Genomic DNA, 21,701 nt, shown 5'->3' with positions numbered 1-21,701 from the left:
TAATGACGGATAAATTTTGATAAAGTGAATGTAGAAAAGGGGGAGAAAAGATGTTAAATCAAATTGGTGTTTTAACGATTAACGTGCATGAAATAGATGAAGCGGTGGAGTTTTATACAAATATCCTTGGATTTGAACTATCACAAAGATATGGAGAAAATATTGCTACATTAAAACAAGAAGCGTTTACGATTGTATTAGAAAAGGCTGAAACAGTGCATACAAATACAAAGCCGTATGTCCTTCCTGGAATCATTTCCAAAAATTTAGATGAGGATATCAAACATTTAAAAGCGAAACATGTAAAAATGATATTTGATGAGCCACGACCTTGTCCACCTGGACGTTATATGATTATTGAAGATCCAACCGGAAATCATCTTGAGTTAATTGAGTTCTCAAAATAGCCATGATAGATGAAATGACGGTACAAGTTAGAGTGCTTGACATAAAAGAAGGTCAACAGTGGTATGAGACATTTTTATCTAGAAAGCCTGACTTTATACCTCATGAAGGGTTTGCAGAATGGGAACTAATACCAGGATGTTGGTTACAAGTAGCTGAAGGCAAGCAAGCTGTTGGAAGTGGTCCTATCCGTTTTGGTGTTTTAAATCTATTCATTCTCGAGAAGAGGTTCCTGTAAAATGGGGGACATTTACTGATCCTTGGGGAAATCGACTTGGATTGTTTGAGTATGTAAATGAAGGGGAAATTAAAACAAGCTACAAGTGAAAGACCTTCGAAAGTGAAGGTCTTTTACTGAGGTTTACTTGATTTTTCGAAAATAGACTCTTCCTTTTTTTGACCCATTGTATGGAAGTCCCATTGAGATTAATAATCTAGTTGCAGTATCGGATGATTGTATTAGCAGAAACTCACATAATTTTTGATTCGTTAATTCGTGATCAATCAATAAAAAGTAATCATCAACGGCTTTGTGATGTGCATCTTTTGTGGAGCTTTGACAATGTTGACACACCCATCCCCCGTGCTTTCGATACATAGGAATATGTTGACAATATGGACACTGAACTCCATGAAGTATATCGGACTTTTGAATGCCAAATGGACATGGGGGGATATTGATTAAGAGGGTATGATTTTTTAAGAGAAGTCTTTTCATTTTGTTTATATCTTTTTTACTAAGAATGGTTTTTCTATATAGTAGGGAGATTTCTTCAATTTTTTCAATTAAATGCTGAGCATGACAAATTTTTTGATGAAGCTTTGTCATGTATTTAGGTGGGTGGATGATGGTTGATGGAAAACTGATTATGATTAAACTTTCGATAGGGATACTAGGGAGCTTATGGGATATTAACCATTCTCTTAATTGTTGCTCTTGCCTTCGGACCTGTGATAATGGGTCTGGAAAGCCTTCTTCCTTTTCGTTCATTTTTCGAATCAGTTGATGATACATAGGTTCAAAATGTAAAGTTCCAGCAATGTTTTTGATTTCTAGTATGAGTAAAAAAGATGGGGTAACAATTAAAGTATCAATCTGAAAATAATAATCGTATAGTTTTAAGCGAAGATCATGAAAAATATAATAGTTATCTTGGGGAAGGAATTGTAAATAGTAGTCTATAGCCTTTTCACCTTTAAAGCCTGCTTTTATTTTTGAGAGTTCCTCTTGAATAATATTTCTTTTAGGATGTTTCAACGTAATTCTTCTCATGAGAGCATCATAAACCTCTAGTTTTAATGGGATTGTCCTTTCTTTTACAATCAAATATGCTCACTCCTTTCATTTACTTACCTTAATCTTCGCTAAAAATAATAAAACTCCTTCCAATTTTAATAGGGAAGCATAATATCCGCGAAAATTTGAATTTATCCGCTAATTATTCAATTTATCCGCGAAAAAACGGATATATCCGCGATTTTTCAGATATATCCGCATATCCTTATTATGTTCGCCTCTCAAAGGCAAGTTTAATGGCAAATCCAACTAGGACTACTCCGGTTAATCCTTGAATAAACTTTTGTGTTTTCGGTTTTTTCATGTATTCATTCATCCGTTGAATGAAAAGAATATAAAAGACAAACCATATGACAGTCAATGCCGTATATGTAAACCCCATAAGAAGAAATTGACTCCATGAATGTACTTTTGGGTTAATAAATTGCGGTAAAAAAGTTAAAAAGAAAACAGCTACCTTTGGATTTAAGAGATTTGTTAAAAAGCCTTGCCGGAAAAATGATGAATGTCCTGTCATTACATGATGTGTATCATCATCTTGGACAACATCTTTTCTAATGGAGAGTAATGTTTTCACACCTAAATAGATTAAATAAATTGCACCTATATATTTTATAATTGAAAATAGCATCGCTGATTGAACAATAATCGCAGATATTCCTGCGATAACCGCAAAAGTATGAATGCAGAGGGCACAGCATGTTCCAAATACAGTTTGTAGCCCACCTTTATAACCAAAGGTTAGTGTGTTCTTAGTGGTAATCGCTGTATCTGGACCTGGTAAAATAATCAAACAGACAGACATAAAGACAAACATCCAAAAGTTACTCATCGTTTCCCACCCTTTTATATAAAAACAGATTTACTACATTATATAAAAAATGCTGGGAATTCGAAATCATCTTTTAAATAAGGCTGTTAAAGTAGAATTTGTTCCTTTTGTAAAAGGTTCAGACAGTTTACTTTACTTATTAGCAACAATTTTTACAAAAAAAAAATGCCTCGATCAGCTCGAGACATTGATTAGTTAGACTTTTTCGGAAAAAATTTTTTCCTGCCATAAATGATAAACATAAATAATTAATGAAAGAATAAAGGTCACAATGAAATATTGCCATTTATGAATATTAACGAGCGTAGTTACACCTAAACGTTCCAACAAGCCTAGCACAACGAAACATAGAAAAGCATCCATAATTAAATTAACGATAAGGAATATACGGAAATTATTAGCGGCAAGAACAAAAATCCAAAACGTGCCCACAGCAAAGATTCCGTACGCAAAACTAATATCAATCATATATCCCCAAGGAACGATATAGCTGTCAATGGTCCACCACTTATAATTGTAAGCAATTTGAAAAACGATGGTCATTAGCAAACAAGTAAAAATAGTAACAGGCATATATCGTCTTACAAGGTTTTTATTTAGAAATACAACCGTAAGCCATGGGAGAATTAGTGCTAGAAGTAATAACAGCTTTATTAGCAAAGAAAGTCCCCCTAATAAATTTTTATTGCTATATACAGATTAGTATTAAATATTTAATCTAAATTATTCGTTTTTCTTAATAAACGTTTCCAAATAAAAACAACTCCCCTATAGGAAGCTGTTGTATAGTAGACCAAACTCTATTTAAACCAACCTTTTTTCATAAACCAAAGTGACATCCCTGCCCCTATGATGAACATGAGGATAAGAATAATAAAGTAACCTAGATTCCAATGGAGTTCAGGCATATAATCAAAATTCATTCCATAAATACCGGCAATGAGTGTCAGCGGCATGAAAATGGTGGTAATGACCGTTAGTACTTTCATCACTCGATTGGTCTGATGGGCATTCAAAGAGAGATAACTATCGCGAATATCTGCTGTCAATTCCCTGTTTGCATCAATCATCCCAGTTAATTTCAAAAGATGGTCATGAATATCAGTAAAGTAGGCAGCTCTCCTTTGTATTCCATCTAGGCGATGAGAATTTAGCATTCGGTATAATAAATCACTCATTGGCGTAACTGTATGTCTCATGGAGAGCAATTCATGTCTTGTATCGAATAGACTTTCCAATAATACCTCCATTGTTTCATTCTTTGAATTATCCTCAATTTCATTAAGGCGATCCTCAAGTTTATAGATAAGCGGAAAATAATTATCAACGATTTTATCCATCAACTGATACAAAATTAAATAAGGATCCCAATTTTCGTAAGAATCGCTTTCGATAAAAAGGCTCCAAACATCATGAATTTCTTTGGCTAGATGCTGATGGAAAGTGACGATAAAATTCGTTCCAAGGAAGATATTTATTTCTTCTTTTATCAATTCTTCCGGATGAAGACTATGGAGAACAAAAAAAGTATGGTCCTCATAATAATCTAATTTTGGTCGCTGTAGTTTATGGATACAATCTTCAATCGCTAATGGATGAAATCGTAATGGATTTCTTAATTTTAAAATTTCCTCCTCAGTAGGACGATCAAAGTCAATCCAATACCAAAGACAATCCATATCGCTTAATTCCTCAAGAGTCACTCCTTTTAATAGTTCAAAGTCTCTAGTAATCACTAACGTTCGTATCATACATTACTCCTTATAAATTTCAATCTCTCTTACATTCATTATACCCTTTAGTTTTACATTGACACATTTAAAAGATTGGAAAAATTCATAAAATTTAATTGTGGAACGTACAAATTGCGATATAATTGTAAGACACATATATCAAATAAAGAGGAAGGGGAGATGATAGTGAAACCGATTATCGGGATAACTGCACATGTAGAACTTGATTGGAAACATACACTAGCCAATGATTATATTCAAGCTGTCATTTGTGCTGGAGGGATTCCTTTGATCATTCCGGCTGGAATAGATGCAGATGTGGATCAAATAGTAGACAAAATTGACGGTGTTGTGCTTTCTGGTGGAGGGGATATTGATCCTACCCTGTTTGGAGAAGAACCACATCAAAATCTTGGATCAATTTCACCAGGTAGGGATAGTTTAGAAGTCGCAATCATACATCGCTTTTTAGAAAAAAATAAACCGATTTTAGCGATTTGCCGTGGCATTCAAATTTTAAATATAGCTGCCGGTGGAGATATGTTCCAAGATATTTATAGCCAATCTGAGTCACAATTACTTCAACACGCACAGAAGGCTACACGTTCACATTATTCACACTATGTCAATGTAGAGAAAAATAGTTTACTAGAATCCATTGCTGGTCAAACAGAGTTTAAAGTGAACTCTTTTCATCATCAGGCAGTGAGGAATGTGGTGAGTCCATTTATAGTCACAGCTCGGGCATCTGATGGAGTGATAGAGGCTATTGAAAGCACTGAACACCAATTTGTCTTGGGGGTACAATGGCATCCTGAACCATTAGCATTGAATGAAGATCATATTTCAAAAGCGATTTTTCAAAGATTTATAGAGGCATGTCAATCTTAATTGGAGGATAAAAAAATGAAAGTAATTGATTTACATTGTGATGCATTAATGAAACTAGCTTATGCAAAAGGGAAATTATCCTATAGTAATGCAGAAGAATTAGATACAAATAAAACCCGTTTACAACAAGGAGATGTGATGGTTCAAGCCTTTGCCATTTTCATCGACCCAGATATTAAATCTGATCAGAAGTTTCAGGCAGCTCTTGATCAAGTCTATTATTTTAAAAATGAAGTGATTGGGAAAAATCCGGAAATGAAGCAGATTACAAGGTGGCAGGATTTTAACCGACTGAAAGAAAATGAAATCGGTGCAATGCTTACTTTAGAAGGGGTAGATGCAATTGGAAATGATCTTCAAAAATTAAGCATTTTACATGAGTTAGGTGTTCTTTCGGTTGGCTTAACTTGGAATAATGCCAACTTAGCTGCTGATGGTGCTGGAGAAGAACGTGGTGCAGGTCTTACATCCTTTGGAAAAGAAATTGTCTCATTCAATAATGATCATAAGATTTTAACCGATGTGTCTCACCTTTGTGAAAATGCCTTCTGGGATGTTATAGAAGTCGCAAAGTATCCAATCGCAAGTCACTCGAATGCGAAGGAAATATGTAACCATGTTCGTAATTTATCTGATCAACAAGCAAAGGCTATGTTCGAAAAAAATGGCCTCGTTCACGTTGTATATTGCCCTCCTTTTGTAAAGGAAGATGGGAACGCGACATTATCAGATTTAATTAAGCATATTGATCATTTTTGTTCATTAGGCGGTGTGAAACAAATAGGTTTTGGTTCTGATTTTGATGGCATATCTACAAAGGTAGAAAAACTTGAAAACTCCGCAATGTATCAAAATTTAATCAATGAATTATTAAAGTATTATTCAGAAGAACAGGTGAGAGGATTCGCCTATCAGAATTTTATCGATCACCTACCAGAATAGACCATTAATAATGACAGTAATAAGCTTAAAATACAAAATGAAAAACCATTAATAATCCAAGGCTTGGGGGATGGGATTTGTCGGTTAACAGACGGCAGCTCAACCTGTCTCCCTTCAGTTTCTTGGATTATTTGTTCTTTTTTATTTATAGAACGAAAAAAGCGCTTACAGCTATAGATAAAAGCTGAAAAGAAATTTCCTCTAATAATGATTAGCACACATCCTATTAAAAGAATAACTATTCCAATATAAAAAAGTATATTAATCCATCCTAAAAAATCCCATGACTGGTAAAAGGATAAAACGATAATAAGCGATAAAACTAAGGAAAAACTATTAAACCATAAATATTTTTTCAAACGAACAACCCCTTTCTATCACTAGTTAAAAGTAGTTTAACATACTTTTACTTTGTTTGAATATTTAAAAATATATTGATAATATCGTAGGAACTATATAAACTATCAGTAAATATAGAAAATTCTAATTAGAGGGGGAAGGCGAATGAAGAGGAAAAAATGGTTATCCATCTTAATTTTCATGCTAGTAATCTCAATGGCTCTTTCTGGATGTGGCTTTGGTTCCAAAAAAACGGAAACAAATGATAATGGGAAAGAAAAAGCCGGAGAAGAAAAAAGTACGGATACAAAACAAGTATTAAACGTAACAGCAACTGCCGAGATTCCTACGATGGATTCAACGAAAGCTCATGATGCGGTTGCATTTACAGTTTTAAACAATGTAAATGAAGGTCTTTTCCGTCAGGATCAGAATAATAAACCGATTTTAGCTATGGCAGAAAATCATGAACAAAGTGAAGATGGCCTCGTTCATACATTTAAAATTAGAGATGCGAAATGGAGTAATGGTGATCCTGTTACTGCTAATGACTTTGAGTATGCATGGAAAAGGGTGTTAAAAGAAGCTGGTGCATATAACTATATGTTTGTAACCGTTGGAGTGAAAAATGCACAAGCTATTATTGATGGGAAAATGGATGTTGATCAGTTAGGTGTAAAGGCAGTCGATGAAAAAACATTGGAAGTTACTCTTGAGAATCCTAACCCATTATTAGAAACACTATTAACCTTTGGAACCTTCCTTCCTCAAAATCAAAAATTTGTAGAAGAAATGGGGGACCAATACGCTCTTGAAGCAGATAAGTTACTATCTAATGGACCATTTAAATTAGCAGAGTGGAAGCATGAACAAAGTTGGAAATATGTAAAAAATCCGGAATATTGGGATGCAAATACTGTAAAGCTGGATGAAATAAATGTCTATGTTGTAAAAGATGATGCTACAGGTTTGAATCTCTACGAAAGTAAAAAAATTGATAGAGTGACATTAACGGCAGAATCTGTAGACAATTATAAGGATGATAAGGAATTTAAAACAACTACACAAGCAGGGATTGGATTCCTTCGTTTTAATTTAAATCACCCCGTTTTAGGAAATGAAAATATTCGGAAAGCGGTTAACCTAGCTATCGACAAGCAAGGACTAACCGATATTGCATTAAATAATGGAGCGGTTCCATTATACGGTATAGTTCCTGGAGAATATTATTTTTCACCAGATAATAAGGATTTCCGTGAATTAAATGGCGATCTTTTAAAAGGATCCCTTGATGAAGCTAAAAAATACTGGGAAAAGGGATTAAAAGAAACAGGAGTGAAAGAAGTAAAAGTTGCTATTAATCTTGCTGATACTGACTCTAGTAAGAAAATGGCGGAATTTATACAATCCCAGCTAGAGACGAATCTTCCTGGATTTAAATTAGAAATTAAAGCGGTTCCTTTTGAACAAAGACTAGAAATTGAAAAATCAATTAAATATGATATTTCATTATCAACATGGGGACCAGATTATAGTGATCCGATGACATATTTAGATATGTGGATTACAGGAAGCTCATCCAACCGTGAAGATTATTCTAGAAAAGATTATGATGCATTAGTTGAAAAAGCGAGACTTGAAACAGATCTATCCAAACGATATGAAATGTTATTACAGTTGGAAAAAATGTTAATTGATGAAGATGCAGCGATTGCACCACTTTATCAAACTGGGCAAGCGATTTTAATTCATAGCAATGTTAAGGACTTAATTGAACATCCTAGTGGTGCAGATTTTAGTTATAAATGGACCTATTTGGAGTAAGTTTACTCTGATAAAAGTAGAGGATGTATCGTTTTACGTACATCCTCTTTTCTGATTTTTTTTTCACCATACATAGAGTTTTTTCTAAAGGAATGGGGTGTTTTTATGAAACGTTACTTGCTTCAAAGACTAGGTTATATGATTATTACTCTTTTTATCATTGTGACATTAACTTTTTTTCTAATGAAATTGCTTCCAGGGACTCCGTTTAATAACCCCGAAAAGCTTTCGGACAAGCAAATAGAGGTCTTAAACGAAAAATATGGGCTTGATAAGCCTGTAGTGTTGCAGTATATCCACTATTTAGGGAATTTAGTAACAGGTGATTTTGGCTTGTCCTTCCAATATGAAGGTCGAACTGTAAATAGTATGATCGTGGATCGAATTGGTCCTTCAGGATTGATCGGTTTTCAAGCCATGGTATTTGGTATAGTTTTTGGATTATTACTTGGGATTTTATCTGCACTAAAACATAATAGTATTTATGATTATGGATCGGTTACATTAGCTGTACTAGGTATGTCCATTCCATCCTTTGTATTTGCTGCACTATTACAATATTTTATTGGTGTGAAATTAGGTTGGCTACCTCCTGCACTATGGGAAAGTTATAAATACACATTGTTACCCTCCTTTGCTTTATCTGTTTCAGTGACGGCAACGGTAGCAAGATTTATTAGGACAGAAATGCTAGAGGTATTAGGTCATGATTATGTTATTACTGCTAGAGCGAAAGGAATTACTGAATCAGGTGTAGTGATTAAGCATGTATTAAGAAATGCATTAATCCCAGTAGTTACAATGTTAGGACCATTAGCAGTTGGAATCATGACAGGTACCCTAGTCATTGAAAAAATCTTTGCTGTTCCAGGTTTAGGTGAACAATTTACATTATCCATTTTAGTAAATGATTATAGTGTCATTATGGGGATAACCGTTTTTTATAGTGCATTATTTATATTCGTTGTGTTTATTGTTGACCTTTTATATGGACTACTAGATCCTCGCATTAATTTTAAACGGGGGGCTGAAATATGAAGATAGAAATGAATAAAGAAAGTCAACCAACGATCTATCCTCACAAAGGTGATCAATCAAGCACCAATCAAATCCCAACTGTTATTACGGATGATTTATTTGTTCCTGCTCCAATAGATCCTTCCATACATGAGGAAATTACAAAACCTCCTGTTACATTTTGGAAGGAAGCATGGATGAGGTTGTTGAGAAATAAAGGGTCCGTCATTTCTCTTGTTGTATTACTTATCATCGCTCTCCTTGCGATTTTTGGTCCAAGCTTTAATGAGTATACCTATAAACAACAAAATATTGCCCATCGAAATCTTCCGCCTAAGATTTCTGGTTTAGAATGGCTTGGATTAAATGGTAAAGATGTACACGGTGTTGATCAATATGAAAAAAGAGATATAACCACCAATTACTGGTTTGGTACAGATGAATTCGGAAGAGATATTTGGACGAGAGTGTGGAAAGGAACACAAATCTCTCTTTTCATCGCCTTAGTTGCTGCCCTGCTTGATTTATGTATTGGTGTACTTTATGGAGGTATTTCCGCATTTTATGGAGGAAAAGTAGATAATGTCATGCAGAGGATTATTGAGGTTTTGGTAGGAATTCCAAACTTGATTATTATCATTTTATTTATTTTGATACTTGAACCAGGGATTACCTCAATTATTCTTGCGATGGTTATTACTGGGTGGGTTGGAATGGCTAGGGTCGTACGAGGACAAATTCTCCAACTTAAAAGTCAAGAATTTGTATTAGCCTCCAGAACCCTCGGGGCTTCAAATAGAAGATTAATAGGGAAGCATTTATTGCCAAATGTCATGGGGCCAATTATCGTCACATTAATGTTTACTATCCCAACGGCAATCTTTTTTGAAGCTTTCTTAAGTTTCATTGGGTTAGGACTTCAGGCACCATTGGCCTCATTAGGTGTATTAATAGACGATGGCTATAAAGCAATGCGTTTCTTCACCTATAAGCTCATTTTCCCATCTATTGTCATCAGTGCTGTTATGATTTGTTTTAATCTTCTAGGGGATGGCTTAAGAGATGCGCTTGATCCAAAGATGAGAAAATAAAGGAGTGATTTATCATGGTGGAAGAAATCCTATCTGTTGAAAATTTACACGTATCGTTTCGAAATCAAAGTGGTGAAGTAAATGCTGTAAGAGGAGTGAATTTTTCATTAAAAAAAGGTGAAACATTGGCAATAGTTGGTGAATCAGGCTCTGGAAAGTCTGTAACGGCGAAATCAATAATGAAACTTCTTCCTAAACATAATACTTATATTCCTGAAGGAAAAATTTATTACGATAATCAAGATTTACTCGCGTTACCGGTTAGACAAATTCAAAAAATCCGCGGTTCGGAAATTTCAATGGTATTTCAGGATCCGATGACCTCATTAAATCCAACGATGAAGATTGGAAAACAAATCATAGAGGGATTAAAGAAACATCAAGGATTAACCAATCGAGTGGCAAGACAAAAAGCTCTTGATATGTTGAAATTAGTTGGAATACCCAATCCAGAGGAACGACTAGATGCCTTTCCTCATCAGTTTTCAGGTGGAATGAGACAGCGTGTGGTAATTGCTATGGCTCTAGCGTGTAATCCCAAAATATTAATTGCGGATGAACCAACAACAGCATTAGACGTGACAATTCAGGCTCAAATTCTTGATTTAATGAAAAACCTTCAAGAAAAAACAGGTACCGCGATTATTATGATTACTCATGACTTAGGAGTGGTAGCTAATATGGCAGATCGTGTTGCTGTCATGTATGCTGGCGAAATTGTTGAAATGGGAACAGTAGATGAAATATTTTATAAGCCTAAGCACCCTTATACACTAGGATTATTGCAATCCATGCCAAAGCTTCACTCTAGTCGGAAGGTCCCTTTAATTCCAATACCTGGGTCACCACCAAATCTAGCGAAAAAACAACAAGGATGTCCCTTTGCATCGAGATGTCCTTATACGATGAAAGTATGTCATTATTTTGCACCAGAGAAACTCCAAATGACAGATGAGCATTCGGTTTCTTGCTGGCTTCATGATCAAAGGACACCAGTGGAAAATAAGCCTGTTGCGATTGGGGGAACAAGATGATGAATTATCGGGAGCCCTTAGTAGAAGTAGAAAATTTAACAAAATATTTTAAGGTTGGTAAAAAGCAAAAATTACGTGCAGTTGATGGCATTAGTTTTACGATTCATAAAGGTGAAACATTAGGGCTTGTCGGAGAGTCTGGTTGTGGAAAATCTACTGTTGGTAGAACATTGCTTCAACTATATCAACCTACATCAGGGGTAGTGAAGTTCGCAGGTAAAATACTGGAAAGTCAACAATCAAAAGCTGGAGAAAAGCAATATCACCAAGACGTTCAAATGATTTTTCAAGATCCTTATTCCTCATTAAATCCACGGATGACTGTATTAGAGATTATTTCCGAGGGATTATTGATCCATCAACCAAATATGAATAAAGAGGATCGCCGGACTAGGGTCACTGAATTATTAGAATTAGTAGGGTTAGACCGTAATCATGCGAATCGATATCCACATGAATTCAGTGGTGGTCAAAGGCAAAGGATTGGGATTGCACGAGCTTTAGCAGTTGAGCCAAAATTTATTGTTGCAGATGAACCAATAGCTGCTCTAGACGTTTCAATTCAAGCTCAAATTGTGAACTTATTAAAACAATTACAAGATGAAAGAGACTTGACCTATTTGTTTATCGCACATGATCTTTCGATGGTAAAGCATATTAGCGATCGAATTGCTGTCATGTATTTAGGTCAAATGATGGAACTAGCGGAAAGTGAAGAATTGTATGAGGAACCATTGCATCCATATACCGCGGCTCTTCTTTCGGCTATTCCATTACCTGATCCTGTGCTAGAAAGAAAACGGGAAAGGATTATATTAAAGGGAGATGTTCCAAATCCGATCAATCCACCGAGTGGTTGTCCTTTTCGAACACGCTGTCCTCAGGCAATGGGGGTATGTGCTGAGAAGACTCCTATTTGGCAGGAAGTAAAACCCAATCATTTTGTAGCTTGTCATTTATATAATGAACAATAGCCCCATGGAGGAGATGAACGATTGAATTCGAGTGAATGTTTCATTCAATCCGTTGAGGAAATCATTAATAGCACTCAGGCGAGAATTAGTATTGCGGTAGAAATCGATGAACAAAGAATCATTGAAAAAGACAGTGATAGAGAATATTTATCTGCCAGTTTAATTAAAATACCAATCATGATGGAGGCATATCGACAAAGTGAATTAGGGACGATTTGTTTAACAGATTTAATTGAAATAAAAGATTTTCAAAAAGTAGGTGGGTCAGGTGTTCTTCATTCTCTTACAGATGGTACTCAACTAAGCATAAAGGATTTAATAACCTTAATGATTATTGTATCTGACAATACGGCAACCAATATAATGATTGAATTACTGGGAAAAGATAATATTAATCAGTTTTGTAGGGATATTGGGGCCCATCATACTAAAGTAGAAAGAAAATTAATGGATGAGCAGGCGAAAGCCAAAGGTTATGAAAATATTACAACTGCATCTGACATGATTTGTCTATTAAAAGAATTAGATCAAAATGAAATTTTATCTAAAAATAGCACACTTGACATACTAAAATGTCTTTCAGCACAACAATTTCGTCATAAATTACCCGGTTTAATGGATCAGGACCTTATGAAAATAGCAAATAAAACAGGGGAAATGGAAGGAATCGAACATGATGTTGCCATCATTCATTACGGTGGAAAAAAAGCTTATATAGCTGTATTAATTGACCAGCTTGAACAGAATTTTTTAGGACAAGTTTCTATTACAAAAATAGGTGAATCCGTTTATGAATATCTTTTAAATCAATAATAATGAAGTAGTGCATTTCTGTACTACTTCATTATTTTCCTTACTAACTCTAGCCCCATTTTTACATTAGGATATCGTAGGGGGATGTCGAATCGTGTCGTTTGCTTCAGTACACTTTTTTCATGGGAAAATTCATCAAAGCTTTTTTTTCCATGGTATGCACCTGTTCCGCTTGCACCGACACCACCGAACGGAAGATGTGGGGTAGCAATTTGATATACGGTATCATTAATGCAACTACTTCCAAACGAAATTTCCTCAATAATTTTCTTACTAATCCTATTATTTTCAGTAAATAAATATAAAGCAAGTGGTTTAGGTCTCTCTGAAACTTGTTGAATCATTTCGTCAATGTCATGATAGGTGATGATGGGGAGAATGGGTCCAAAGATCTCTTCCTCCATTGTAGGGTCATTCCATTGGATGTTTTCGATCAATGTCGGTTCAATTTTTAGAGAATTCTCTCCCCATTTTCCCCCCATTCGAATCTTTCCTTTTGAGCGATTTACCATTTGAGTTAAACGGTTAAAATGATTGCTGTTTACAATTTTTGTGTAATTTGGATTATCTAGTATTTCATTTCCATATAGTTCGGTCATTGCTTTTTTCATTTCCTCGATAAATAAATCTTTGATGGATTCATGTATGAGTAAATAATCAGGTGCTACACATGTTTGTCCGGCATTTAAAAGCTTTCCCCATACAATTCGTTTAGCTGCTAATGGAAGCTTAGCATCATGGTGGACGATACAAGGGCTTTTTCCGCCTAGTTCTAGTGTAACAGGGGTTAAATGTTTAGCAGCTGCCTCCATTACCTTTTTTCCTACATGAATACTGCCTGTAAAGAATATATAATCCACATCCTCGTTGAGCAATAATTGGCTCGTATGGGCATCGCCTTCAATAACAGCGATATATTCTTGTGGAAAGTACTTACTTATTAGTTTATTTATTAAACTTGAGGTGGCAGGTGTTAATTCAGACGGCTTTAAAATTGCACAATTTCCGGCAGCAATTGCTCCAATAAGAGGTGCCAGTGCTAGATTGATAGGATAATTCCAAGGAGCAATAATTAGGGCTACACCATAGGGCTCTTTATAGACAAATCCTTTTGAACCAATATGTGTAAAGCTGGATTTAACCCGTGTAGGTTTAGTCCATTTTCGAATATTTTTTAATGTGAAAGTTATTTCAGAAAGAACAAAACCAATTTCTGTTGTATAGGATTCAAATTCAGACTTATTTAAATCCGTTTTTAAAGCTTCCATAATATCCTTCTCATTTTCTATAATCATTGATTTTAGTTTTCTTAATTGTTGAATTCTAAAATCAATATTTTTGGTTTGTCCATCCTTATGAAATTGCTTCTGCATTTGTATAATTGAATGGATTGGATTCATTTCATCACCAACCTCTCTTTCATAAATTAGTATCTCTTTCTATTCTATTCCCTCTACAATATAATAATCAAAGTTGTTTTTGTATAGTTTATTGTTTTGTAAAAGTCCAACTATTTGCTTTTAGATGAAATAAGGGATTCAGTGGTCTTAGCCATAGTTATTTGTTAAAACTTTATTTAAAGTAACAATGTTAGAGAAAAGCGTCTAATCAAAATAAAAAAAGAAACAGCTTCCTTGCTGTTTCTTATCAAATCTTTATATGAAAGGCTGTTGCTTTTTGTATAAGTACGACTCCTAATACAGGCTACAGATGTTCTCATGATATTTGCAGCTAAATAAAGGAGGGAAGGTCTTCAAATCACAACATGGGTGTGTGAAATGTGCCATTTAAAAACATGCTTGTATGAGGTTACCCTTATTTATTATGCACGGCTAATTTATCCATTAGAGCCGAACTTGGTTGATTTAGGCCAACAATTTTCACGTGTTTATTTTTCTCACGATATTTTAAGACAATTTTATCAATTGCACCGACTGCAGAATCATCCCATATATGAGTGTTTGTTAGATTAATAATGATTGATTCATAGGAATCATTATAATCAAAATTAGAAACAAATTCTGTGACAGAAGCGAAGAATAATTGTCCAGTTACGTAATATGTTTTAGTATTCGTCATTTGATTTACATTCGTTTCTACTTGAATTTTAGAGATTTTCGCTGCGAAAAATACTGCGCTCAAAATGACTCCACAAATCACACCAATAGAAAGATTATCTGTTGCGACGACAGTGATAACAGTTACTAACATAACAACAGTATCACTTTTAGGCATAATGTGTAATTTTTTTAATGAATTCCAATCAAATGTTCCAATCGATACCATAATCATTACTGCAACTAATGCAGCCATAGGAATTTGAACGAGTAATTTATTAAGGATCACAATTAAGATCATAAGGAAAATCCCAGCAACAAAAGTAGAAAGTCGGCCACGTCCACCAGATTTTACATTGATACCTGATTGACCAATCATGGCACATCCTGCCATCCCACCAAAAAAGCCTGATACAATATTAGCGATTCCTTGTCCTCTTGCCTCTTTATTCTTGTTACTATCCGTGTCCGTCATATCATCGACTATTTGAGCAGTTAACAAGGATTCCAATAATCCAACTAAAGCAATAGCTAATGAGGTTGGAAAGATAATTCTTAATGTCTCAAAATTGAAAGGGATATTCGGGATTAGGAACGTTGGCAATGTCTGTGTTAATTCTCCCATATCACCGACCGTTCTCACATTAACTCCAAAGGAAATGGAGATGATTGTAATGACAATTATCGCTACAAGTGGTGAAGGAATCGTTTTTGTCACCTTAGGAAATAAGTAAATGATTGCTAGTCCTCCAGCAACCATTGCATACATCACCCATGACTCACCTTTAAAATGGGTGATTTGCGCACTAAATATTAATATAGCTAAAGCATTAACAAACCCTATCATTACTGATCGGGGGATAAATTTCATTAACCGACCTATTTTACATACTCCTAGGATAATTTGAATGATACCAGTTAAAATCGTTGCCGCTAAAAGATACTGAAGTCCATGATCCCGAACTAATCCTCCCATCAATAGGGCAGTTGCTCCTGTAGCTGCGGATATCATTGCCGGTCTACCACCAACAAACGCAATAACCACAGCAATACAAAAAGATGCATACAAGCCGATCATAGGGTCAACACCTGCAATAATGGAAAATCCGATTGCTTCTGGAATAAGTGCGAGTCCTACAACAATCCCAGATAATATATCTCCACGAATGTTTCCAAACCATTCGTTTTTTATTGTGGATAAATTCAAATATTACACCTCGTTTTATAGATTCATAGTTGATACGCCTTCTAAATTATTTGACTTTCAACTCTCATGAAAGTCGTATCCGTTTTTAACTAAAAGATTATAACATGATTCATGGAGTAATGAAAGCTACCTTTATTATTCAATGATTGGTGGAGATAGGTATATAAGTAAAAGCATGACAAACGCCTATTTTCCATTAGGTTGGTACCTTGAATTAAAAGATGAATACATATAAATAAGGATTATTTAAAATATGGGGGAGAAGAAGGATATGAAATATCTCGCAATTGGTGACGGATTATGTGCGGGAAAAGGTACCTCTTTATTTACACCTAGTTTTGTGTACCAACACGCGCGGATGTCTGAGGAAGTACTTTCCGAAAGAATTCCTGTTATGACACGAGCTCATTCAAGTTATCGTTCAAATGACATTCTAGAATTATTAGATGATGAAAATAATATTCGTGAAATAAAAGAAAGTCAAATTATTGTACTATCAGCCGGACATAATGATTTTTTGGATGCATTTGAACGAGATGAGAATGAAAAAGGTGAAGATTTCTATCAAGCATACAGGAAAAGCAAAAGTAATTTAGATGATATTATTAATAAAATTTGCAAAGTGAAGAAGGAAGAGAACGATAAATACATGTTAGCGATTATTGGACCACATAATTCATTTGAACATCATGACCAAGCGGAAAAATGGATAAATAAATATAACAATTATATTCAATGTCGCGCCCATTCACCTTGCGTATATTCTGTTAATCTAGATCACCATTTTAAGGATCAAATTGAAACCTGGTGCACTAGAGATCGACATTATCCCAATTATTTAGGGCATGTGGAGATTGCTAAAAAACTTCATGAATATGGATATGAACATTTAAAGAGAGAAGCTTAATACGCAAATTATCGTTCACTACCTTATAAGGAGGTGAGAAGTCTATGTGGAACGCATGTGGTTGCGGATACCCAGCAGGTGGGTATGGCTACGGTGGCGGCTATGGGATTGGTCGCGGATTTGCCTTAATCGTAGTGTTATTCATCCTTCTTATTATTGTTGGGGCAGCTTTTATTTGTTAAATGATGCATAAGAATCGAGATGGGAATATGCCCATCTCTTTTTGTTTGAGGCTAAATTTCAAACGGATGCCCTGCATCATTGTCCCACTCCAATTATGAGAAATAACCATAAACTGTTGTGTAAGCATAATTGGAGGTGATCAATGTTATGCCGGCTTCATACTATGATATGTGTCGAAGAGGTGTGGGTAAAGCAGTAGAAATTCGTACGCATGATGGGAGAATCCATAGAGGGATCATTCATCGTGTAGATAATAGAATGGTGTATTTACGTCCACTTCCCCAAAGAAACTATGGTGGATATGGTTATCCGTGGGGATGGGGATGGGGCTGGGGTGGCTTCGGCTTTGGAGTTGCCTTAGGTGCTATTGCAGGTTTGGCTTTTCTTCCATTTTTCTTTTGGTAATCAATCAAAAAAGGCTCCTTACGTTGTAGGGAGTCTTTTCATTTGAAAATTATAAAAAGTAAAATATAATTATTCATTTGATACATTCTTTACCTACTTTAAAGGGAGAATAATGGTGAACACAGTCCATTCATCATTTGATTGACAAGTCAATGTTCCCCCATGTTTTTCAATGGTATTTTTCGAAACATATAAACCTAAGCCTGTACCAGTTTCTTTTGTTGTCACAAAGGGTTCGAAAATATTATCGACGAGACCTTCTGAAATTCTTGGTCCATTATTTGCTATGTCTAAAATGACTGATTGGGTAGTTTGATCTAATTCAATTTGAATAATAGGATTTTTAATATTCTTGAGAACATCGACAGCATTAAAAATAATATTGATTAGCACCTGTCTAATTGCATCTTTAAAACCATGAATGGTTAATTCATGTAAAAAATTTTTTTGAATTTCAACATTTACTTCAAGTATTCTTGGATAAAGGAAGGATAAGACCTCGTCAATTAGTTCGTTTAAGGAAAATGAAGTTTTTTCTAATTCAATGATTTCTTTTTTGGATAGCATTAGGAACTGTGAAATACTAAATTTAAGCTGTTCCAATTCATTTGCAATAATATCTAAATAGGGTAGAGTTGGATGTTCAGAACGTAATAATTGAACAAATCCATGAATAGATGTTAATGGATTACGAAATTCATGGACAAAGCTGGATGTCATTTGTCCTAATAATGTTAAACGTTCGTGATGTGTCGAGGTTATGTATTGGTTTTTTTCTTCGATAATTTGATCTTTAATATCTGTATAATGTGTAACAGCATAAAATAGAAATTTATCAAATACGTGACATATTCGGTCAAGAAAAGGAGGGAAATCACCTATATCTGAAAAATGTTGTAATAAATCCTTACATAATATCGTTTTACCAATATTGATTTTATATACAAATTCCCCCATGCCGATTTGTTCGATCATCCGATCTCTTGCAATTTTTTTGGCAAATGGCTCGATTAGGAGGTTCATTTCTTCATATGTTAAGATGATTGACTTATATAGAAGATCATACATTACGTCTCCATATAGAAATATAAAATCATTAATTGAATCTTTTCCAGTGATAATGGTTTGTTTTTCCCAAGACATTAGGAAAGGTTCTTTATTTTTCTCCAAAAATGATACAATATCATTTCTAAGCGGTATCATTGTTTCACCTCGATTTCATATAGGAATGAAGCTTGTTGTAAAATGATCCTTCACTTAAAATATATCAAAATATTTCAAAAATACCAAGATAATTTATTTCTTTTATTTCCATTTCATTGGGACTCCTGTTTGTGTATAGTTAACTTTTTGTCCTATTGTTTGATACAAATCTTACATGGCAATCAAAGGGAGCCTTTGATAATATATACATGGACGAAATTGAATAAATGAGTATAATTATTTAAAACATGCATAAAAGGTGTCTAGCACCAAAACAATGAAAGCAGGGAGTTTAATGGAAAGGTTACAGCGTTTACGTCAGGCTGTACGAAGATTTTGGAAGAAAACTCATATGAATCAAATCATCATATTAGCAGGGGCTGTTTTTCTATTAGCATTTCTAGGCTTCTTCTGGTATTTTGCTGCAACAGCAAATGTTGAATCGTTGAAAAAGGGCTTGGCACAATCAACGGTTATTTACGATAAAGATGGAGATATGGCTAGTAAAATATCTGCTAACCGAACAGAGGGTGTATCAATTGATAAAATGCCCGATCATTTAAAGAACGCGATTGTTGCAATTGAAGATCATCGATTTTATCAGCATAATGGTTTCGATGTGAAAGGGATGAGCAGTGCTTTCTTTAAAAATATTGTAGCTGGTAGGATTACAGCAGGTGGAAGTACGATTACGCAGCAGCTGACCAAGAACGCTTTACTATCTCCAGAGAGAACATACAAACGTAAGGTGGAAGAATTGTTTTTAGCTGTTGAAATTGAGAAAAAGTATACGAAAGATGAAATACTAGAAATGTATTTAAACCAAGTATTTTTTGGACATAGTGCTTGGGGAGTGCAAAATGCATCAAGAACTTATTTCGGTAAGGATGTTGAAGAGATTGATTTAAGTGAAGCTGCGACACTTGCTGGAATAGTAAATGCTCCGTCCGCTCTTGATCCATACAACCATATGGATCGAGCAATTAAACGACGAAACACTGTTTTAGGAGCTATGAAAAAGTATGGCATGATTTCTGATAAAGAATATGAAAACGCCAAGAAAGAGCAGCTAGTCTTGGAGGATCGAGGTCGCGATCCAATCAAAGGCAAATATCCTTATTATGTCGATGCTGTGCTTGATGAAGCCATTAAAACCTTTGGATTAACACAGGATGAAATCATGACAAGAGGATATCGTATATACACAGAAATGGATCAGAATATCCAATCCTCTCTAGAAAAAATATATGATAATGATCGGAATTTCCCTCAAGGAATGGGTGGCGAGCTTGTTCAAAGTGGTTCAATATTAATGGACCCAAAAACAGGGGGAATACGAGGTTTAGTTGGAGGAAGAGGGGAAAAAGTATTCCGTGGATTTAATCGCGCAACACACTTAAAACGATCCCCTGGTTCGACGATAAAACCATTGGTGGTTTATACTCCAGCATTGGAAGAAGGGTATAAACCTGATTCACTATTAAAAGATGAGAAAATGACATTTGGTAAGAATTATTCACCTGATAATTATAACGGACAATACCAAGGTGAAGTCACAATGTATAAAGCAATAGAGGACTCGATAAATATTCCTGCTGTTTGGCTATTGAATGAGATTGGTATTGATAAAGGGATAGATGCAGTAGAACGATTTGGTATTCCTTTGCAGAAAAATGATCGAAACTTAAGCATTGCACTTGGTGGACTTTCAACCGGTGTGTCACCGCAACAAATGGCGGAGGCTTATTCTGCATTTGCAAATGATGGAAAAAGGCTAGATAGTCATATTATCACTAAGATTGTTGGTCCAACTGGAAAAACGATTGTCGAAAGAAAGCAAAAAGAAACGAAAGTAACTAGTAAAAAAGTTGCCAAGGATATGACTTCAATGCTTTTAAATGTTGTCGAATCCGGAACGGGAAAAGGTGTGAATGTACCTGGCTATCAAATTGCTGGTAAGACAGGCTCTACCCAATTGAACAACCAAAATAGAAATGGTACAGCTGATCAGTGGTTTGTTGGATATACACCTAATCTAGTAGGTGCGGTATGGATGGGATATGATCGTACAGATGAAAATCATTACTTATCCGGATTAAGTTCACAAGGAGTGGTTCCAGTATTCCAAACGATTATGCAAGGAACGTTAAAGTACACGGAGCCAACAAAATTTGATGTGGATTCAATAAATACTCAAATTCAAAAGCAATATGAAAAAGACCATCCATTTAAAACGAAAGCAAAAGAATTTAATAAAAAACTAAAAGATAGTACTGAAAAGTTAAGAGATAAAGCGGAAAAAGGCCAAAAAAAGATGAAGGAAAAATTTAAAGAAGGAAAGGACAACTGGAAGGACCTTGAAGATAGGGTGAAAGAGAAAATTAAAGGTATGCAAGGCGATTAATTTTTAACCTGGATAAACATAAGGGACTGAACTCACGCAAAATACTGTATCTAAAGTTAGTTGAACTAGGATATTGTATTGGGAGATTAGTCCCTTTTCTATTTAGAGTACTGCTTTGATATCCTTCCATAGGTAAAGGGAAA

Annotated in this window: 21 protein-coding genes and 1 pseudogene; 14 read left to right on the top strand and 8 right to left on the bottom strand. The window is 34.9% G+C overall.

The annotated features are described in order from the left end of the window. The first annotated feature begins 50 nt into the window (after positions 1 to 50). Together MHI39_RS18315 and MHI39_RS18310 are read left to right on the top strand one after the other, a co-directional pair. The gene (locus tag MHI39_RS18315) at positions 51 to 407 is read left to right on the top strand and encodes a VOC family protein (protein WP_342539886.1); all 357 of its coding nucleotides are present in this window, start codon (positions 51 to 53) and stop codon (positions 405 to 407) included. 2 nt (positions 408 to 409) lie between these two features. Next, positions 410 to 732 (top strand): annotated as a pseudogene (locus MHI39_RS18310) (VOC family protein). Positions 733 to 766: 34 nt separating this feature from the next. Here the strand turns inward: MHI39_RS18310 and MHI39_RS18305 are convergent. The 4 genes from MHI39_RS18305 to corA form a co-directional block, all read right to left on the bottom strand. Further along, positions 767 to 1,732, bottom strand: coding sequence for a nuclease-related domain-containing protein (locus tag MHI39_RS18305; protein ID WP_342539885.1), 966 nt, complete (start codon positions 1,730 to 1,732; stop codon positions 767 to 769). 178 nt (positions 1,733 to 1,910) lie between these two features. Next, positions 1,911 to 2,534, bottom strand: a complete 624-nt coding sequence (locus MHI39_RS18300; protein ID WP_058005035.1) for a LysE family translocator — start codon at positions 2,532 to 2,534, stop codon at positions 1,911 to 1,913. Positions 2,535 to 2,729: 195 nt separating this feature from the next. Next, a complete protein-coding gene (locus tag MHI39_RS18295) occupies positions 2,730 to 3,194 on the bottom strand; it encodes a hypothetical protein (RefSeq protein WP_071977271.1) in 465 nt (154 codons plus the stop codon). Positions 3,195 to 3,334: 140 nt separating this feature from the next. Then, positions 3,335 to 4,285, bottom strand: a complete 951-nt coding sequence (corA, locus tag MHI39_RS18290) for a magnesium/cobalt transporter CorA (RefSeq protein ID WP_180212778.1) — start codon at positions 4,283 to 4,285, stop codon at positions 3,335 to 3,337. 168 nt (positions 4,286 to 4,453) lie between these two features. On the opposite strand from corA, the gene MHI39_RS18285 reads away from it, so the two are divergent. Next, positions 4,454 to 5,158 carry a gamma-glutamyl-gamma-aminobutyrate hydrolase family protein gene (locus tag MHI39_RS18285; RefSeq protein WP_180212779.1) on the top strand — a complete coding sequence of 235 codons (705 nt, stop codon included), beginning with the start codon at positions 4,454 to 4,456 and terminating at the stop codon, positions 5,156 to 5,158. Between the two features lie 15 nt (positions 5,159 to 5,173). Beyond that, positions 5,174 to 6,100 carry a dipeptidase gene (locus MHI39_RS18280; protein WP_342539884.1) on the top strand — a complete coding sequence of 309 codons (927 nt, stop codon included), beginning with the start codon at positions 5,174 to 5,176 and terminating at the stop codon, positions 6,098 to 6,100. Here MHI39_RS18280 and MHI39_RS18275 read toward each other — a convergent pair. Further along, positions 6,085 to 6,459, bottom strand: a complete 375-nt coding sequence (locus MHI39_RS18275) for a DUF3899 domain-containing protein (RefSeq protein ID WP_071977268.1) — start codon at positions 6,457 to 6,459, stop codon at positions 6,085 to 6,087. The genes MHI39_RS18280 and MHI39_RS18275 overlap by 16 nt on opposite strands. A 145-nt stretch (positions 6,460 to 6,604) precedes the next feature. Between MHI39_RS18275 and MHI39_RS18270 the strand changes: the two genes are divergently transcribed. From MHI39_RS18270 to MHI39_RS18245, 6 genes are all read left to right on the top strand, one after another. Then, a complete protein-coding gene (locus MHI39_RS18270) occupies positions 6,605 to 8,263 on the top strand; it encodes a peptide ABC transporter substrate-binding protein (protein ID WP_058005041.1) in 1,659 nt (552 codons plus the stop codon). A gap of 105 nt (positions 8,264 to 8,368) precedes the next feature. After that, positions 8,369 to 9,301 (top strand): oligopeptide ABC transporter permease, encoded by a 933-nt coding sequence (gene opp3b, locus MHI39_RS18265; RefSeq protein WP_058005042.1) that lies wholly within the window; start codon positions 8,369 to 8,371, stop codon positions 9,299 to 9,301. Next, on the top strand, positions 9,298 to 10,371 hold the full coding sequence (opp3C, locus tag MHI39_RS18260; RefSeq protein WP_342539883.1) for an oligopeptide ABC transporter permease: 1,074 nt from the start codon (positions 9,298 to 9,300) through the stop codon (positions 10,369 to 10,371). The genes opp3b and opp3C overlap by 4 nt, the downstream gene beginning before the upstream one ends. Positions 10,372 to 10,385: 14 nt before the next feature. Continuing rightward, positions 10,386 to 11,405: an ABC transporter ATP-binding protein gene (locus MHI39_RS18255; RefSeq protein WP_058005043.1), complete on the top strand. Its 1,020-nt coding sequence runs from the start codon at positions 10,386 to 10,388 to the stop codon at positions 11,403 to 11,405. After that, entirely contained in the window at positions 11,402 to 12,379 is a 978-nt protein-coding gene (locus tag MHI39_RS18250; RefSeq protein WP_071977266.1) for an oligopeptide/dipeptide ABC transporter ATP-binding protein, read from the top strand. The genes MHI39_RS18255 and MHI39_RS18250 overlap by 4 nt, the downstream gene beginning before the upstream one ends. A gap of 21 nt (positions 12,380 to 12,400) precedes the next feature. Beyond that, positions 12,401 to 13,192 (top strand): serine hydrolase, encoded by a 792-nt coding sequence (locus tag MHI39_RS18245; protein WP_251346481.1) that lies wholly within the window; start codon positions 12,401 to 12,403, stop codon positions 13,190 to 13,192. Positions 13,193 to 13,215: 23 nt separating this feature from the next. Here the strand turns inward: MHI39_RS18245 and MHI39_RS18240 are convergent, their stop codons facing one another. After that, the gene (locus MHI39_RS18240; RefSeq protein WP_071977265.1) at positions 13,216 to 14,592 is read right to left on the bottom strand and encodes an aldehyde dehydrogenase; all 1,377 of its coding nucleotides are present in this window, start codon (positions 14,590 to 14,592) and stop codon (positions 13,216 to 13,218) included. A gap of 415 nt (positions 14,593 to 15,007) precedes the next feature. Further along, complete coding sequence (locus MHI39_RS18235) at positions 15,008 to 16,456, bottom strand: SulP family inorganic anion transporter (RefSeq protein ID WP_180212783.1); 1,449 nt, start codon at positions 16,454 to 16,456, stop codon at positions 15,008 to 15,010. Positions 16,457 to 16,727: 271 nt separating this feature from the next. On the opposite strand from MHI39_RS18235, the gene MHI39_RS18230 reads away from it, so the two are divergent. The 3 genes from MHI39_RS18230 to MHI39_RS18220 all read left to right on the top strand — a co-directional run bounded on the left by MHI39_RS18230 (position 16,728) and on the right by MHI39_RS18220 (position 17,951). Continuing rightward, positions 16,728 to 17,363, top strand: coding sequence for an SGNH/GDSL hydrolase family protein (locus MHI39_RS18230; RefSeq protein ID WP_180212784.1), 636 nt, complete (start codon positions 16,728 to 16,730; stop codon positions 17,361 to 17,363). Positions 17,364 to 17,470: 107 nt separating this feature from the next. Further along, a complete protein-coding gene (locus MHI39_RS18225) occupies positions 17,471 to 17,545 on the top strand; it encodes a YjcZ family sporulation protein (protein WP_161809547.1) in 75 nt (24 codons plus the stop codon). A gap of 148 nt (positions 17,546 to 17,693) precedes the next feature. After that, complete coding sequence (locus MHI39_RS18220) at positions 17,694 to 17,951, top strand: hypothetical protein (protein WP_071977261.1); 258 nt, start codon at positions 17,694 to 17,696, stop codon at positions 17,949 to 17,951. Positions 17,952 to 18,044: 93 nt separating this feature from the next. On the opposite strand, the gene MHI39_RS18215 is transcribed toward MHI39_RS18220, so the two are convergent. Beyond that, positions 18,045 to 19,154, bottom strand: a complete 1,110-nt coding sequence (locus MHI39_RS18215; protein ID WP_071977260.1) for a histidine kinase N-terminal domain-containing protein — start codon at positions 19,152 to 19,154, stop codon at positions 18,045 to 18,047. Positions 19,155 to 19,449: 295 nt separating this feature from the next. Here MHI39_RS18215 and MHI39_RS18210 point away from each other — a divergent pair, with 295 nt between their 5' ends. After that, positions 19,450 to 21,558, top strand: a complete 2,109-nt coding sequence (locus MHI39_RS18210; protein ID WP_342539882.1) for a PBP1A family penicillin-binding protein — start codon at positions 19,450 to 19,452, stop codon at positions 21,556 to 21,558. Positions 21,559 to 21,701: the final 143 nt, after the last annotated feature.

Source organism: Heyndrickxia sp. FSL K6-6286, from assembly GCF_038630395.1.
In the GTDB taxonomy this organism is placed as follows: Bacteria; Bacillota; Bacilli; order Bacillales; family Bacillaceae_C; genus Heyndrickxia; species Heyndrickxia oleronia.
This window is presented reverse-complemented; position numbering and strand designations above follow the sequence as displayed.

Excerpts from the sequence above, each read along its gene's own strand:
- MHI39_RS18315 (WP_342539886.1), top strand. The coding sequence starts at position 51 with ATGTTAAATCAAATTGGTGTTTTAACGATTAACGTGCATGAAATAGAT.
- MHI39_RS18300 (WP_058005035.1), bottom strand. The coding sequence starts at position 2,534 with ATGAGTAACTTTTGGATGTTTGTCTTTATGTCTGTCTGTTTGATTATT.
- corA (WP_180212778.1), bottom strand. The coding sequence starts at position 4,285 with ATGATACGAACGTTAGTGATTACTAGAGACTTTGAACTATTAAAAGGA.
- MHI39_RS18280 (WP_342539884.1), top strand. The coding sequence starts at position 5,174 with ATGAAAGTAATTGATTTACATTGTGATGCATTAATGAAACTAGCTTAT.
- MHI39_RS18270 (WP_058005041.1), top strand. The coding sequence starts at position 6,605 with ATGAAGAGGAAAAAATGGTTATCCATCTTAATTTTCATGCTAGTAATC.
- opp3b (WP_058005042.1), top strand. The coding sequence starts at position 8,369 with ATGAAACGTTACTTGCTTCAAAGACTAGGTTATATGATTATTACTCTT.
- opp3C (WP_342539883.1), top strand. The coding sequence starts at position 9,298 with ATGAAGATAGAAATGAATAAAGAAAGTCAACCAACGATCTATCCTCAC.
- MHI39_RS18255 (WP_058005043.1), top strand. The coding sequence starts at position 10,386 with ATGGTGGAAGAAATCCTATCTGTTGAAAATTTACACGTATCGTTTCGA.
- MHI39_RS18250 (WP_071977266.1), top strand. The coding sequence starts at position 11,402 with ATGATGAATTATCGGGAGCCCTTAGTAGAAGTAGAAAATTTAACAAAA.
- MHI39_RS18240 (WP_071977265.1), bottom strand. The coding sequence starts at position 14,592 with ATGAATCCAATCCATTCAATTATACAAATGCAGAAGCAATTTCATAAG.
- MHI39_RS18230 (WP_180212784.1), top strand. The coding sequence starts at position 16,728 with ATGAAATATCTCGCAATTGGTGACGGATTATGTGCGGGAAAAGGTACC.
- MHI39_RS18220 (WP_071977261.1), top strand. The coding sequence starts at position 17,694 with ATGCCGGCTTCATACTATGATATGTGTCGAAGAGGTGTGGGTAAAGCA.
- MHI39_RS18215 (WP_071977260.1), bottom strand. The coding sequence starts at position 19,154 with ATGATACCGCTTAGAAATGATATTGTATCATTTTTGGAGAAAAATAAA.
- MHI39_RS18210 (WP_342539882.1), top strand. The coding sequence starts at position 19,450 with ATGGAAAGGTTACAGCGTTTACGTCAGGCTGTACGAAGATTTTGGAAG.